Raw genomic sequence first — 14,470 nt, forward strand, 5'->3', positions numbered from 1 at the left:
GGGCGCGCCGCTGAGGCCGCTCCGCCGAGGGGCGCGCCGCTGCGGGCGTGCTGCCCGCGGGACCTCGGTCGCGGGCACGTGTCACTGGTGCCACCTAGGCTCGTGCGGTGACGACTGCGCCCACCCGCCCCGCCCGCGTCGAGCCGGTCCGGCTGCGGCGGGACCGGCTGACCTGGAGCCTCTACGGCTACTTCGTGGTGTGGGGCTGGTTCCTCTACAGCTTCAACCCCGCCGTCCCGCTGCTCGGACGCGAGCTCGGGATCAGCAAGGCCCAGGCAGGTCTGCACGGCACCGCGCTGGCCGTCGGCGCCGTGCTCGCCGCGCTCGCGACACCGCGGCTCCTGCCCCGGTTCGGGCGCCGGACGACGCTCGTCGCGGCGGGCGTCCTCATCGCGCTCGGTACCGCGGTGCTCGTGCTCGGACCGGGGTTCGCGTGGACGCTCTCGGGCGTGCTCGTCATGGCGCTCGGGGCCAACGTCGCGATCAGCGCCGGGCAGGCCGGCCTCGTGCTGCACCACCGGGGGACGAGCTCGGCGGCGGTGACCGAGGCGAACGGCGTCGGCTCGTCGGTCGGCCTGCTGGGGCCGCTCGCGGTCGGTGCGTGCGTCGCCGCGGGCTGGGGGTGGCGTCCGGCCGTCGCGGTGACCGGGCTGCTCGCGGTGGCCACGGCCGTCGTCGTCGGGTTCCTGCCGCGCCGCGGGGTCATGGCTCACCCGGCGGAGGGCGCGGCGCCTGCCGCTCCCGCGCCCGCCGCCGACCCGGCCTCGGACGCAGCCGCGGGACCCACCACGGTCGCCGCCCCGGCGGACGGGCTGCCGGGCGGGGCGGGTCGTGCGGTGGTCGACGACGCGCAGGCGCGGGCGACGCCGGACCGCGACGCGGCGCGTGCGGCGCAGCCCGGCGCGGCCCGGGCCTCGTGGTGCTACCTCGTGGCCGTCGTCGCTACGCTCGCCGTCGAGAACGCCACGACCTTCTGGTCGGCCGACCTCATCACGCAGCAGACCGGGGCGCCCGCCGGGATCGCGACCGCCGCGACCGCGGGTCTCGTCGCGGGCATGTCGGTGATCCGGTTCGTCGTCGGCCCGCTCTCGCTGCGCATCGAGCCCGCGACGCTGCTCGCGTGCTCGTTCCTGCTCGCGATCGTCGGCTGGGCCGTGCTGTGGACGGCGACCGACCCGGCCCTGGCGCTCACCGGTCTCGTCATCGCCGGCTTCGGGTACGGCGCGCAGTACCCGCTGTCGATCGCGCTGCTGCTCTCGACCGCCGGCGGCGCCGCCGACCGCGCGCAGTCCCGGGCGACGTTCGCCGGGGGAGCGGCGATCGGCGTCGCACCGTTCGCGCTCGGGGCGCTCGCGGACGCGTTCGGGGCGCACAGCGCGTTCGTCCTGGTGCCCGTCATGGCCCTCGTCGGTGCGTTCGCGGCGTTCGCCGGCCCGCGCGTCGCCCGGCGGCCCGGGAGAGCGGCGCCCGTCCCGGACGCGGGATGATGGGGCCGTGCCGACGCCCGACCTCGTGACGCTGACCGACCCCACGGACCCCCGGCTCGCCGACTACGTCTCGCTGACCGACGTCGCGCTGCGCTCGCGGCACGAGCCCGAGAAGGGCCTCTACATCGCGGAGAGCTCGACGGTGCTGCGCCGCGCGCTCGCCGCCGGGCACCGGCCCCGCTCGGTGCTCGTCGCGCCGCGGTGGGCGTCCGACGTCGAGGAGATGCTCGCTGCCCTGCCCGGCGACGACAGCCGCGTCCCTGTGTACGTCGCCGAGCCCGACGTGCTCGAGGGCATCACGGGCTTCCACGTGCACCGCGGCGCGCTCGCCGCCATGCACCGGCCGGCGCTGCCCGCGCTGCACGACCTGCTCGCGGGCGCCCGGGACGGTGCGGGCGCACGCCGGGTCGCGGTGCTCGAGGACGTCGTCGACCACACGAACGTCGGGGCGGCGTTCCGCAGCGCCGCGGCGCTCGGCGTGGACGCGGTGCTCGTGACCCCCCGGTGCGCGGACCCGCTCTACCGGCGCAGCGTGCGGGTCTCGATGGGGACCGTGTTCCAGGTGCCGTGGACGCGCATCGACCCGTGGCCGGGCGGCATGGAGCTGCTGCACGACGAGGGGTTCGTGACCGTGGCGCTCGCGCTGCGCGACGACGCGCTGACGCTCGACGAGCTCGCGGCCGACCCGCCCGAGCGGCTCGCGCTGATCCTCGGGGCCGAGGGGGACGGGCTCAAGGCCGAAACCATCGCGTCGGCGCGGCGGACCGTGCGGATCCCGATGGCGGGCGGGGTGGACTCGCTCAACGTGGCCGCGGCGGGGGCTGTGGCGTTCTGGGCGACGCGCTGACGCACGGTGGCGTCCTGGGCGACGCGCTGACGCACGTGTGAGACGGCCGGCGCGGGAGGATGTCAGGCTCAGCGGCAGCGGTGCGCGCGGGCTCGGGTGCCCACGGTCGACGGGGTCAGACCGAGCACTCGCACACGAGGTTGTACTCGACGACCTGGTCGCCCTCGTCGGGCCGCGCCCACGCCTCGGCCTCGGCGCGCGAGCCGAACCGCCGACCGGCGAGGCGGCCGTTGGCGAGCAGCACGCCGACCTCGATGTGCTCGCGCGGGTCGTCCGGGTCGACGGCGGGCGCGGCGGTCGGGGACGTCCGGTCCGTGGCGGCGGTGCTCGTGGGGGTGCTCATCTGCGGCCTCCGGTCGGTCCCGTGGGTGCGCCGGGTCACCGCCGCACCGGCACCAGTATGCGCCGGTCGGGACGCGTCCACGGTCGCCACCGGGCTGCCGGCCGTCGTCGTCGCCGGGGTGCGCGGTCAGCGGGATCGCGGCCGCCCGGGGACGATGGGAGCCGTCGCGCACGCGACGTCGTCGAGCACCGCGTCCGTGGTGCGTCCCGCGAGGAGGTCGTCGGTGGTCACGTTCAAGGCGCTGGTGTGCCGGGTCCTCGGGCACGACGCGACGAAGGTGCCGCGTGACGACGAGGGCGGCGGGTACGCGTACGAGTGCCGCCGGTGCGGGGCTGCGGGCATCCGGCCGTGACCCGTCAGCCCAGCCGCACGCTCAGCTGGGAGCCGAGGTCGCGGTAGCCGAGCGACCGGGCGATGCGCTGCGACGCCTCGACGCGGGCGCGCCACTGCGGCAGGAGCCCGGCGTCGAGCGCGGCCGCCGTCGCCGCGCGGGCCACCAGCCGGCCGTAGCCGTGCCCGCGGACCTCGGGCGCGGTCAGCACGGACAGGTGCGCGACGTCGCCGGGCCACGCGCGGAACCCCGCGACGGCGACGACCGCCCCGGCGCGGCGCAGCGCGAACGCCGGTGAGGTGAGCTCGGCGACGCCGCTCTCGTCGGCGTCGTCCGGCTCGACGCGGTCGAGGAGCGTGCGCAGCTCGGGGCCCGACGCGTCGACCTCGACGACGTCCCGGAGGTCCGGGTGCGCGTCGCCGGCCGCGGGAGCCGCCGGGGTGGTCCGCAGCTCGACGGTCGTCAGGCTCGCGGCGTCGAGGTACGCGAGCCGCGCGGGGCCGAGCACGTCCGTCACGGGCAGGTGCGCGCGGACCACGTCGGCGTCGGTGCGTGAGCCCGGGCCCAGCGCGGTGAGGACCCGCACGCGCTCCGCGGTCGCGTCGTCGGGGGCGGTGACGAGCGCCGAGCCGTCGAGCTCGACGACGCCGACCCAGCCCGGCGGGCACAGCAGCGAGTCCGGGGCGACGGCCACGGCCACGCCGCCGTCGGTCGGGAACGGGCTCACCGACCCGGCGAGGACCTCCCACAGCCCTCGGGCGCGGTCGGCGGCACGCCTCACGCGAGCGCCAGGCCGTCGACGACCTCGACGCCCGGGGCGCCGGCGAGCAGGGCGCCCGGGAGGGCGATCTTGGAGCCGCGCACGCCGCTGCCGATCACCACGTACGGCCCGGCGTCCGGGTCCTGCGCCGTGACCCGGGCGTCGACGAGCACGCGGTACCCGTCGGGCAGGCCGATCGGGGTGATCCCGCCGTACTCCATCCCGGACTCGGCGGTCGCGCGGTCCATCGGCAGGAACGACGCCTTGCGGACGTCGAGCAGCCGCTTGACGGCGTTGTTGACGTCGGCACGGGTGGTCGCGCGCACGACCGCCGCCGCGACCCGTTCGGCGCCCTCGCGGCGGCCGGCGACGAGCACGCAGTTCGCCGAGACGGCGAGCGGGACGTCGTATGCCTGCGTCATCGCGGCGGTGTCCGCGAGGTCGGCGTCGATCTGCGCGACGACGACCTGCTCCGCGACGCGCTCGTCCCGCGCGGCCCACGCGGTGATCGCGGCGGCGGTGCTCGGGGCGACGAGCTCGGGGTGGTCGACGACCGGGCGCCAGGTCAGGGTTCCGAGGGTCAGGACGGGCATGGCGTCAGGGTAACGACCGTGCGGTGCCGGCGGCCCGGACGGTGCTCTCAGCGCCGGTACGTCGCCACGAGCACCGCCCGCGCGAGCGTGTGGAACACGACCATCGCGCCGACCGCGCCGGGCATCGCGTCGGGGCCGACGCCGAGGCTCTCGACGTCGAGCGCGTGCACGACGTGGAAGTACCGGTGCACCTGGTCGCCGGGCGGCGGCGCGGCACCGACGTACCCAGGGACGCCGTCGTCCCCGCGCAGCGCGAGCGCGGGCGCCGGGAGCAGGCCGGCGTCCGCGGCGCCCGCCCCGCGGACGAGCGACGTCGTGGAGGCGGGCAGGTCGACCACGGTCCAGTGCCACCAGCCCGCCGGTCCCGGCGCGTCCGGGTCGAACACGCTCACGACGAACGACCTCGTCGTGTCGGGGAACCCGGACCACGCGAGGTGCGGCGAGACGTTCCCGTGCGGTGGGGCCGCGTGCTCGTCGGGCAGCGGCTCGCCGTGCACCAGGTCGTCGCTGCGCAGCTCGAACGAGGGCACGGGCGGCAGCAGCGCGTACGGGTCGGGGGCGACGGGGCGGGTCAGCGAGACGGCCACGGGTGCTCCTGGGGGCGTCGGACGGTGCTCGGACCCGTCTCATGATGCCGACCGCGGCGCAAGAACGCCGTCCGGGTGAGGTTTGTCCGTCTCCCGGGGGACCGGATTGACACGCCCGTCGCACCAGCGTGTACTAGCGGCATCGAACACATGTTCGAACGTCCTGTGGGTGGCTCGCAGGGCGAGATGGGCCGGCTGTGCCCCAGAGCACCGAGACGGGGAGGGATCGTGCCGGGCGTGGGGACGCGTGAGGAGAAGGCCGCGCTGGCGCGTGCCGTGCTGGCTCACGCCGAGCAGCGCACGGGCGCCCGCAGCGTGGTGCGCGGGGTAGGCCGGGGTGGTTCCGACGGCGCGGTCGCCGACGTCGTGTCGCGAGGGGGAGACGCGACGGCCGGCGACGGCCGTGGGGCCGGTGCACGTGCAGGGCAGGGGGCTGCCGGGTGGGCGGGGGGCAGCACGACCGGGTGGGGGCCCGGCCGTGGCGGGGGAGTGACGGGGGCACCAGGCCCGGCAGGGGGAACGAGCGCCTCGGCGCCGTCCGGGCCCGGTGCCCCCGTCACCCGAGGTGGTGCCGTGCACGACGACGCGCCGGCCGTCGTGCCGGACGCGCTGCTCGACGTCCCGTCGGCGCCGCGGCCGCACGCGGTGCCGGCCGCGCTGCCGCACGCCGTGCCGGACCTGCTGTCGCACGTCGTGCCGGACGCGCCGCACGCCGTGCCCGGTGCCGGCCACGTCCCCGTCGCGCGCCGCACCTCGCTCCTGACGACCGAGCGCCCCGCGCTCCCGGTCCCCGCCGAGCTGACCGCGCTGCTGCCCGACGGCCTGCGCCGCGGCGGGACGGTCACGGTGCTCGGCTCGACGTCGCTGCTGCTCGCGCTGCTCGCCTCGGCCTGCGCGGGAGGGGCGTGGGCCGCGCTCGTCGGGCAGCCGACCGCGGGCCTGCTCGCAGCCGCCGAGGCCGGGGTCGCGCTCGACCGGCTCGCCGTCGTCCCCGCACCCGGGCTCGACGCGCCCACGGTCGTCGCCGCGCTGCTCGACGGCGTCGACGTCGTCCTCGTGGGCCCCGAGGCCGCGCTCACCGACTCCGACCGGCGCCGGCTCGCGGCCCGGGCGCGCGAGCGCGGGTCGGTGCTGCTCACGAGCACGCCGTGGCCCGGCGCCAACGTCGTGCTGACCGCCGAGCAGGGCCGGTGGAGCGGGGTCGGGACGGGCGACGGGCGGCTGCGCACGCACGAGCTGCGGGTCGTGCGGACCGGGCGTGGCTCGGCGGCGGTCCGCACGAGCGTCGACGTCGCGCTCCCGCTGGGCCGCCCCGCGCCGGCCCTCGTCGAGCCGCACGCGAGCGTCACCGCCGCCTCGCTGGCCCCCGCGCCGGTCGCGCCGGCCCCCGAGGTGGCGCCGGAGGCCGAGGGCGCGCCCGCCGCGACGCTGAGGCTCGTCGGATGAGCACCCGCACGACCGTCCTGTGGGTGCCCGACTGGCCCGTGCTCGCCGCGGTCCGGGCCGGTCAGGTCCCGCCGCACCTGCCCGCCGCGGTGCACGACGCCCGCCGGGTCACCGCGGTCTCGGCGCTCGCCCGGTCGCAGGGCGTGCGCCGCGGCATGCGCCGGCGTCAGGCGCAGGGCTGCTGCCCCGAGCTCGTGCTGCTCCCGGTCGACGAGGGGCGCGACGTGCGGCTGTTCGAGCCGGTCGTGGCCGCCGCCGAGACGGTCGTCGCGGGGCTCGAGGTCGCCCGCGCCGGGCTCCTGCTGCTGCCCGCCGACGGCGCGAGCCGCTACCACGGCTCCGAGGACGCGCTCGCGGAGCGGCTCGTGGTGGCCGTCGCCGAGCGCACCGGCCACGAGGCGCACGTGGGCACCGCCGACGGCCTGCTCGCCGCGGTGCTCGCCGCCCGCAGCGGGAGCACCGTGCCGCCCGGCGGGTCGCGCGGGTTCCTCGCGCCGCTCGGCGTCGGGGAGCTCGTGCACGCCGCGGTGCAGGACGGCGCCGCCGAGGAGGTCGCCGCGTTCGTCGACCTGCTGCTGCGGCTCGGCCTGCGCACGCTCGGGGACCTCGCGACCCTGCCGTCGGCGGACGTGCACGCGCGCTTCGGCCGGACCGGGGTGTGGGCGCACACGCTCGCCCGCGGGGCCGACGACCGACCGCCCGCCCGGCGCCGACCCGAGACCGACCTCGAGGTCACGTGCGAGCTCGACCCGCCCGCCGAGCGCGTCGACGCCGCGACGTTCGCGGGCCGCCGGCTCGCCGAGGAGCTCCACGCGCGGCTGCTCGAGCACTCCGTGACGTGCGGGCGGCTGCAGATCGTGGCCCGCACCGACGCCGGTGAGGAGCTCGCCCGCACGTGGCGCACCGACCTCGGAGGGCTCGGGGGGCTCACCGCGGCGCGGATCACCGACCGCGTGCGGTGGCAGCTCGAGGGCTGGCTCACGGCGGGGGCGCTCGCGGGGCGCCCGGGCCGGCGCGCACGCGACCTGACCGCGGACGACCCGGCGCCGGCCGCGCTCGTGCACCTGAGCATCGCGGCGCAGGACGTCGCCCCCGCGGGCGCCGAGCAGGGCCGGCTGTGGGGCGGGCCGTCCGGGGGCGACCTGCGCGCGCACCGGGCGCTGGACCGCGTGCAGGGGCTCATCGGCGGCGACGGCGTGCTCACGGTGGCCCTCCAAGGCGGGCGCGACCTGCGCGACCAGGTGCACCTGCGCCCGTGGGGCGACCAGACCGCCGCACCGCGCCCGGCGGACCGTCCGTGGCCCGGGCGGCTGCCCGAGCCGGCGCCCGCGACCGTGCTGACCGAGCCCCAGCCCGTCGACGTGCGCGACGCGGCGGGCGCGCCCGTGCGGCTCGACGAGCGCGCGGTCCTCAGCGGGGAGCCGGCGACGGTGCGCTGGCCCGGGGAGGACCCGCGGGCGGTGGCGGGCTGGGCCGGGCCGTGGCCGCTCGCGGACCGGTGGTGGACCGGGGCGGTCCGGGTGCGCTCGCACGTGCAGGCGACGCTCGACGACGGGCGTGCGGTGCTGCTCGCGTGCACGGACGGGGTGTGGACGTGCGAGGCGACGTACGACTGAGCGGCACCGGCAGGGATCCGACGAGGGGAAGACAAGGGGGAGTGACGCACGATGACGGGGACGGGACGGTCCGCGCGCTACGCCGAGCTGCACGCGCACTCCGCGTTCAGCTTCCTCGACGGCGCGAGCCAGCCCGAGGAGCTCGCGTACGAGGCCGCGCGCCTCGGCCTGTCCGCGCTCGCGCTGACCGACCACGACGGTCTCTACGGCGTCGTGCGGTTCGCGCAGGCCGCCCGGCTCGTCGGGCTCCCCACGGTGTTCGGCGCCGAGCTGCACCTGCCCGTGCCCGGCGGGACACCCGGGGCGGGCGCGACCACAGGGCGGGCCCGCCCCGGACCCGACGTGCTCGACCCCCCGACCGGCGTCCCCGACCCGCGCGCGACCCACCTGCCCGTGCTGGCGCGCGGCCCCGACGGCTACCGCGCGCTGTCCCGGGCGATCGCGACCGCGCACCTCGCGACCGGGACCAAGGGCGCCGCGCACTACACGCTCGAGGGGCTCGCCGAGCAGGCCGCCGGGCAGTGGCTCGTGCTCACGGGCTGCCGCAAGGGCGCGGTGCGGCGCGCGCTGACCGGGCGCGCGGGCGCTGGGCCGGTGACGCCCGAGGGGTTCGTCGCCGCGCGCGCCGAGGTCGACCGGCTCGTCGCGCTGTTCGGCCGCGAGAACGTCGCGGTCGAGGTCACCGACACGGGCGACCCGTTCGACTCCGAGCTCGCGGACGCGCTCGCGGCCCTCGCCGCCGCGGGCGACCTGCCGCTCGTCGCGACCGGGAACGTGCACTACGCGACCCCGCGCGACGCCGACCTGGCCGCCGCGCTCGCCGCCGTGCGGGCGCGCTCGTCGATGGAGGACCTCGACGGCTGGCTGCCGGGCGCCCCGACCGCGCACCTGCGCTCGGCGCGCGAGATGCTCATGCGCCACCGCCGTCACCCGGACGCGGTGCGCACGGCCGCCGACCTCGCGCTCGAGTGCGCGTTCGACCTGTCGCTGGTCGCCCCGAACCTGCCGCCGTACCCCGTGCCCGCGGGCCACACCGAGGCGACGTGGCTGCGCAAGCTCGTCCGGCGCGGCGCGCGCGAGCTCTACGGGCCTCCCGAGGCCGAGACGGTGCCGGGCGCGTATGCGCAGATCGAGCACGAGCTGCGCGTCATCGAGGACCTTGGCTTCCCGGGCTACTTCCTCGTCGTGTACGACCTCGTCGACTTCTGCCGCCGCAACGGGATCCTCGCCCAGGGCCGCGGCTCGGCGGCGAACTCGGCGGTCTGCTACGCGCTGCGCGTCACGGCCGTCGACGCGGTCAAGCACGGGCTGCTGTTCGAGCGGTTCCTCGCCCCCGAGCGCGACGGTCCGCCCGACATCGACGTCGACATCGAGTCGGGCCGCCGCGAGGAGGTCATCCAGTACGTCTACGCGACGCACGGGCGCACGCACGCCGCGCAGGTCGCCAACGTCATCGGCTACCGCCCGCGCTCGGCGGTGCGCGACGCCGCACGCGCGCTCGGGTACGACGTCGGGCAGCAGGACGCGTGGAGCAAGAGCATCGAGCGGTGGGGGAGCCTGCGCGGACCCGACCGCGGGCTGCCGTGGTGGCAGGGCGCGGCGCCGGTGTCCGCGACGCCCGACCACGGGCCGGCGCCGGTTCCCGGTCAGGCGCCCGGCCCGCGATCCGGTCAGCCGCACCGGCCCGTCGTCCCCGACCACCGGGTGCACGACACCGACCGTGCCGTCGGCGAGCCGACCAAGGACCGCCACGACGTCGTCCCCGCGCACCTGCCGCCCGCCGCGAGCGACCTCGACGAGATCCCCGAGCACGTCATCGACCTCGCCGAGCGGTTCCTGCGCCTGCCGCGCCACCTCGGCATCCACTCGGGCGGCATGGTCATGTGCGACCGGCCCGTCATCGAGGTGTGCCCGGTGGAGTGGGCGCGGATGCCCGGGCGCACGGTGCTGCAGTGGGACAAGGACGACTGCGCCGACGCCGGGCTGGTCAAGTTCGACCTGCTGGGCCTCGGGATGCTGACCGCGCTGCGCATCGGCTTCGACCAGGTGCGCGAGCACGAGGGCGTGCACGTCGAGCTGCACGGGCTGCCGCACGAGGACCCCGCGGTCTACGACCTGCTGTGCGCCGCCGACACCGTCGGGGTGTTCCAGGTCGAGTCGCGCGCGCAGATGGGGACCCTGCCGCGGCTGCGCCCCCGGCGGTTCTACGACATCGTCATCGAGGTCGCGCTGATCCGCCCCGGGCCCATCCAGGGCGGCTCGGTGCACCCGTACATCAACCGCTACAACGGCCGCGAGAAGGTCACGTACCTGCACCCGCTGCTCGAGAAGTCGCTGTCCAAGACCCTCGGCGTCCCGCTGTTCCAGGAGCAGCTCATGCAGATGGCGATCGACGTCGCCGACTTCACGCCCGCCGAGGCCGACCAGCTGCGGCGTGCGATGGGCTCGAAGCGGTCGATCGAGCGCATGGAGGCGATGCGGGCGCGGCTCATGGCCGGGATGGAGGCCAACGGCATCCCGCCGGGCGTGCGCGAGCAGATCTACGACAAGCTCAAGGCGTTCGCCGACTTCGGCTTCCCCGAGTCGCACTCGTACTCGTTCGCGTTCCTCGTGTACGCGAGCTCGTGGCTCAAGGTGCACCACCCCGCGGCGTTCTACGCGGGGCTGCTGGCCGCGCAGCCGATGGGCTTCTACTCCCCGCAGTCGCTCGTCGCGGACGCGCGCCGGCACGGCGTCGAGGTGCTGCGCCCCGACGTGCAGCACTCGGACGTCCAGGCGTGCGTCGAGCGCACGGCCCCGCCGCCGCCCGGCGGGGAGCCGCCGCTCGTCCCGACGCCGTCCGGCACCGCGGCCGTGGGTGCGCGCACGCCGGCCGGGCGCACGCTCGTCGTGCGGATGGGGCTCGCGTCGGTGCGGGGCGTGGGGGAGGACGTCGCGGAGCGGCTCGTCGCGGAGCGGCGCGAGCACGGGGTGTTCGCGGACCTGCGCGACCTCGCGCGGCGCGTGCGCCTGACGACCGCGCAGCTCGAGGCGCTCGCGACGGGCGGCGCGCTCGGCAGCCTCGGGGCGACGCGGCGCGAGGCGCTGTGGGCCGCGGGCGCGCTCGCGCAGGAGAGCCCCGACACGCTGCCCGGCGTCAGCGTCGGCGTGAGCGCCCCGACGCTGCCCGGGATGAGCGACGTCGAGCTCGCCGTCGCGGACGTGTGGGCGACCGGGGTCTCGACCGACTCGTTCCCGACGCAGTTCGTGCGCGACGGGCTCGACTCCGCGGGGGTCCTGCGCGTCGAGCAGGCGTTCCGCCACGAGACCGGGCGCCGTGTCGCCGTCGCCGGGGTCATCACGCACCGCCAGCGACCCGGGACCGCCGGGGGCGTGACGTTCCTGTCGCTCGAGGACGAGACGGGGCTGCTCAACGTCATCTGCTCCGCGGGCCTCTGGCAGCGGTTCCGCAGGGTCGCGCGCACGTCACCCGCGCTCGTCGTGCGCGGCCGGCTCGAACGGGCCGACGGCGCGACGAACCTGATCGCCGAGCACCTCGCGCCGCTGTCGCTGCGGGTGCGGTCCTCGTCGCGCGACTTCCACTAGGGGCGCGGCGGCGCGTCGCCGGTGCGGGCCGCACGTCGCCGCCCGGAGAACCGGGACACCAGCAGGAGGACGGGCACCATCACGACGCCGCGCACCAGGCTCCTGTCCGCCTCCCAGCCCAGGCCCCAGTACGCCACGGCGGCGATCACCGCTCCGCCGAGGAGGGCGAGCAGCAGCAGCGGTCCATGGCGACGGAGCATGCGGCGATCCTCCCGTGCGACGCCGCCCGGCGCTCGCGGACGCGTCCACGCAGCCGTCGCGACGACGGTCGGCCCCGTATTTCGCTCCGGTGCGCCGGAACCCGTGGCTACGCTGCCCCGATGTCGCTCTTCGGCCCGCTCGTCGCCTACGTCCCGACCCCCCGCAGCGCCGACGGTGCGCTCGCCCCCGACGTCCTGGGCGACCTCGTCGACCGAGTCGTGGCGGCAGGCGCGAGCGGGGTGTGCGTGCTCGGCAGCGTCGGGACGTTCGCCTACCTCGACGCCGCGACGCGCCGCGCGGTCGTCGCAGCAGCGGTCGAGGCCGCCGCCGGGCGGGTGCCCGTCATGGCCGGGGTCGGCGCCCTCGCGACCCGTGACGTGCTCACGCTCGCGCGCGACGCCCAGGACGCCGGCGCGGACGCGCTCCTGCTGCCGACGACGTCCTACCTGCCCCTGACCGACGACGAGGTCCTGGGCCTCGTGCGCGACGTGGCCGGGGCCGCCGACCGGCCCGTCTGGATCTACCACAACCCCGTCACCACCCGGTACGACTTCAGCGTCGAGGCGCTCCTGCGGGCCGCCGCGCTGCCCGGCGTGGGCGGGGTCAAGGACCGTGCGCCCGCCGCCGACGCCGTGCGTGCCCGCGCGGCCGCGGTCCTCGCCGGTGCCCCGGCCGACCTCGAGGTCGGCTACAGCGGGGACGTGCTCGGCGTGCACGGGCTGCTCGCGGGCGCCCGGACGTGGCACTCGGCGCTCGCGGGCGTCCTGCCCGGCCCGTACGCCGCCGTCGCGCACCTCGCCGCCCGGCGGGACGCGGAGGGGACGCTCGCGCTGCTCGACCACCTGGCGCCGCTCGTCGACCTCGTCATGGGCTCGGGCGGACCGCGTGCCATCCACGCCGTGGGTCAGCTGCTCGGCCTGCCGCTCGGTGACGTCCCGGCGCCGCTGCGGATGCCCGGGCCGGACGTGCGCGCGGAGCTCGAGGCCGCGCTGGAGGCCGTGCTCGACCGCTTCGCGGACGTGGACGCCGCGTCGACGTCCGGGTGACCGGGCTCAGTCGAACAGGCTGAACGCCCGCGCCAGGAGCCGGAACGGGAACGTCGCGGCCCGCACCAGGAGCCCGACCTCGACCGCCGAACCACGCCGAGGCGCGCATCAGTCGCCGATGCGCTCCGCGTCGTCGGGCAGTGCCTCGTCCTCGTCGGCCACGGGGTCCTCCATCGGCGGGTCGACGCGCCGCAGCCGCGAGAAGATCGCCCAGAACACGGCCACGAGCGGGACCGAGATCACGGCCCCGAGGATGCCGGCCGTGAGCGTTCCCCCGGTCACGACGAGCGCGACGACGACGGGGTGCAGCGAGACCTGCTTGCCCATGACGAGCGGCTGCAGGATGTGCCCCTCGAACTGCCCGATGAGCGCGATCCCGATACCGACGATCGCCGCCTGGATCGGGCCGTTCGCGGCGAGCGCCACGATCATCGCGATGATCATCGCCGCGGGGGCACCGATGAGCGGGATGAAGGCACCGATGAGCACGAGGACCGCGAGCGGTGCCGCGAGCGGGACACCGACGAACGACAGGAGCAGGAACGCCAGGAGCCCGTCGGTCGCCGCGATGATCATCGTGCCGCGCGTGTAGCCGGAGAACGTGTACCAACCGGCGCTGGCCGCGGTCTTCCAGGTCTCACGGACGCGCGAGGGGAGCTGGTTGAGGAACCACACCCACATCTCACGGCCGCGCGCGAGGAAGAACACCGAGCAGAACGTCGCGAGCGCGAGCGCCGCGAAGACCTCCACCACCCCGCCGGCGCCGGCCGCGGCCTGCCCGGCGAGCTCGCCACCGTGCTCGACGACCCACGCGCGCCCGTTGTCGATCCACTCGTTGAGCTGCTCGGTCGTCACGGTGAACGGCAGCGGGCCGTTCTCCAGGAAGTCGATGATGTCGTCGATGCCCTCGCCGAACTGGACCGACAGGCTCTCCCACTGCCCGGCTACGGAGACCCCGACGTACGTCAGCATCCCGAGCAGCACGAGGATCCCGCCGAGCAGGGACAGCGCCGTCGCGATCCCGCGCGGCATGATCCGTGCGAGCACGTCGACCGCGGGACGCAGCACCGCCGTCATGACGAGCGCGATGAACACTGCGACGAAGAGCAGCTGCACGCGCGAGGTCGCGTAGAAGATCAGGGCCACCGCTGCGACGACGACGAGCAGCCGCCACCCGACGCCCGCCATGACCCGCAACCAGTGCGGTGCCGTCTGCTCGACGCCGATCACCGACGGGTTGCGTCGCGCGCCGGCGACCTTGCGCGCCGCCGGGCTGGCTCCCGCGAGGAGACGGCTCGGGACGGGGGAGCGGTCGTTCGACGTGCTCTCCTCGGCCATCCCGACCTCCCGGTCCGGGGCGCTCGGGGATCTCACCCGAACCGCCCGTACGCTGCTGAAACGCCTGTCGGGGCCAGTGTGCCCCCCCGGGCCGATGCATGCTCGACCGCCGCACCGTGCTATGTTTTCTGCCGCACCTGAGGGAGCGCCGGGAGTGCCCGACGTCCTCTCACGGTCCACCTGTCCGGGTGGCGGAATGGCAGACGCGCTAGCTTGAGGTGCTAGTGCCCTAACGGGCGTGGGGGTTCAAGTCCCCCTCCGGACACACAGTTTGGGGATGCATCCCCCGG

At 76.7% G+C, this 14,470-nt stretch carries 13 protein-coding genes and 1 tRNA gene; 8 read left to right on the forward strand and 6 right to left on the reverse strand.

The window, feature by feature from the left end:
* The first annotated feature begins 107 nt into the window (after positions 1 to 107).
* Both CCE01nite_RS20850 and CCE01nite_RS20855 read left to right on the forward strand, forming a co-directional pair.
* Positions 108 to 1,487 carry an MFS transporter gene (locus CCE01nite_RS20850; RefSeq protein ID WP_246056817.1) on the forward strand — a complete coding sequence of 460 codons (1,380 nt, stop codon included), beginning with the start codon at positions 108 to 110 and terminating at the stop codon, positions 1,485 to 1,487.
* Between the two features lie 7 nt (positions 1,488 to 1,494).
* Positions 1,495 to 2,334, forward strand: a complete 840-nt coding sequence (locus tag CCE01nite_RS20855) for a TrmH family RNA methyltransferase (protein WP_141372961.1) — start codon at positions 1,495 to 1,497, stop codon at positions 2,332 to 2,334.
* 115 nt (positions 2,335 to 2,449) lie between these two features.
* On the opposite strand, the gene CCE01nite_RS20860 is transcribed toward CCE01nite_RS20855, so the two are convergent.
* The gene (locus CCE01nite_RS20860; protein ID WP_141372962.1) at positions 2,450 to 2,677 is read right to left on the reverse strand and encodes a hypothetical protein; all 228 of its coding nucleotides are present in this window, start codon (positions 2,675 to 2,677) and stop codon (positions 2,450 to 2,452) included.
* 223 nt (positions 2,678 to 2,900) lie between these two features.
* On the opposite strand from CCE01nite_RS20860, the gene CCE01nite_RS22460 reads away from it, so the two are divergent.
* Positions 2,901 to 3,029: a hypothetical protein gene (locus CCE01nite_RS22460; RefSeq protein WP_281282421.1), complete on the forward strand. Its 129-nt coding sequence runs from the start codon at positions 2,901 to 2,903 to the stop codon at positions 3,027 to 3,029.
* Between the two features lie 4 nt (positions 3,030 to 3,033).
* On the opposite strand, the gene CCE01nite_RS20865 is transcribed toward CCE01nite_RS22460, so the two are convergent.
* Genes CCE01nite_RS20865 through CCE01nite_RS20875 form a run of 3 tightly spaced genes read right to left on the reverse strand, consistent with a single transcriptional unit; the run spans position 3,034 to position 4,948 of the window.
* A complete protein-coding gene (locus CCE01nite_RS20865; RefSeq protein WP_218026499.1) occupies positions 3,034 to 3,735 on the reverse strand; it encodes a GNAT family N-acetyltransferase in 702 nt (233 codons plus the stop codon).
* 50 nt (positions 3,736 to 3,785) lie between these two features.
* Positions 3,786 to 4,361, reverse strand: a complete 576-nt coding sequence (locus CCE01nite_RS20870; RefSeq protein ID WP_141372964.1) for a YbaK/EbsC family protein — start codon at positions 4,359 to 4,361, stop codon at positions 3,786 to 3,788.
* 47 nt (positions 4,362 to 4,408) lie between these two features.
* Positions 4,409 to 4,948 carry a YbhB/YbcL family Raf kinase inhibitor-like protein gene (locus CCE01nite_RS20875; protein WP_141372965.1) on the reverse strand — a complete coding sequence of 180 codons (540 nt, stop codon included), beginning with the start codon at positions 4,946 to 4,948 and terminating at the stop codon, positions 4,409 to 4,411.
* A 573-nt stretch (positions 4,949 to 5,521) separates the two neighbouring features.
* On the opposite strand from CCE01nite_RS20875, the gene imuA' reads away from it, so the two are divergent.
* Genes imuA' through CCE01nite_RS20890 form a run of 3 tightly spaced genes read left to right on the forward strand, consistent with a single transcriptional unit; the run spans position 5,522 to position 11,595 of the window.
* Entirely contained in the window at positions 5,522 to 6,394 is an 873-nt protein-coding gene (gene imuA' / locus CCE01nite_RS20880) for a DnaE2-dependent mutagenesis accessory factor ImuA' (RefSeq protein WP_174774722.1), read from the forward strand.
* On the forward strand, positions 6,391 to 8,010 hold the full coding sequence (locus CCE01nite_RS20885) for a Y-family DNA polymerase (protein WP_141372966.1): 1,620 nt from the start codon (positions 6,391 to 6,393) through the stop codon (positions 8,008 to 8,010). Before imuA' ends, CCE01nite_RS20885 begins: the two co-directional genes overlap by 4 nt.
* A 51-nt stretch (positions 8,011 to 8,061) precedes the next feature.
* Positions 8,062 to 11,595 (forward strand): error-prone DNA polymerase, encoded by a 3,534-nt coding sequence (locus CCE01nite_RS20890; RefSeq protein WP_141372967.1) that lies wholly within the window; start codon positions 8,062 to 8,064, stop codon positions 11,593 to 11,595.
* Here CCE01nite_RS20890 and CCE01nite_RS20895 read toward each other — a convergent pair.
* Positions 11,592 to 11,795: a hypothetical protein gene (locus CCE01nite_RS20895; RefSeq protein ID WP_141372968.1), complete on the reverse strand. Its 204-nt coding sequence runs from the start codon at positions 11,793 to 11,795 to the stop codon at positions 11,592 to 11,594. The two genes, CCE01nite_RS20890 and CCE01nite_RS20895, sit on opposite strands and share 4 nt — an antisense overlap.
* A 120-nt stretch (positions 11,796 to 11,915) precedes the next feature.
* On the opposite strand from CCE01nite_RS20895, the gene CCE01nite_RS20900 reads away from it, so the two are divergent.
* Positions 11,916 to 12,842: a dihydrodipicolinate synthase family protein gene (locus CCE01nite_RS20900; protein WP_141372969.1), complete on the forward strand. Its 927-nt coding sequence runs from the start codon at positions 11,916 to 11,918 to the stop codon at positions 12,840 to 12,842.
* 108 nt (positions 12,843 to 12,950) lie between these two features.
* On the opposite strand, the gene CCE01nite_RS20905 is transcribed toward CCE01nite_RS20900, so the two are convergent.
* Positions 12,951 to 14,180, reverse strand: coding sequence for an AI-2E family transporter (locus CCE01nite_RS20905; protein ID WP_141372970.1), 1,230 nt, complete (start codon positions 14,178 to 14,180; stop codon positions 12,951 to 12,953).
* A 182-nt stretch (positions 14,181 to 14,362) separates the two neighbouring features.
* Here CCE01nite_RS20905 and CCE01nite_RS20910 point away from each other — a divergent pair.
* Positions 14,363 to 14,445, forward strand: a tRNA-Leu gene (locus tag CCE01nite_RS20910).
* Positions 14,446 to 14,470: the final 25 nt, after the last annotated feature.

It is taken from the genome of Cellulomonas cellasea (assembly GCF_006538745.1).
Classification (GTDB): domain Bacteria; phylum Actinomycetota; class Actinomycetes; order Actinomycetales; family Cellulomonadaceae; genus Cellulomonas_A; species Cellulomonas_A cellasea.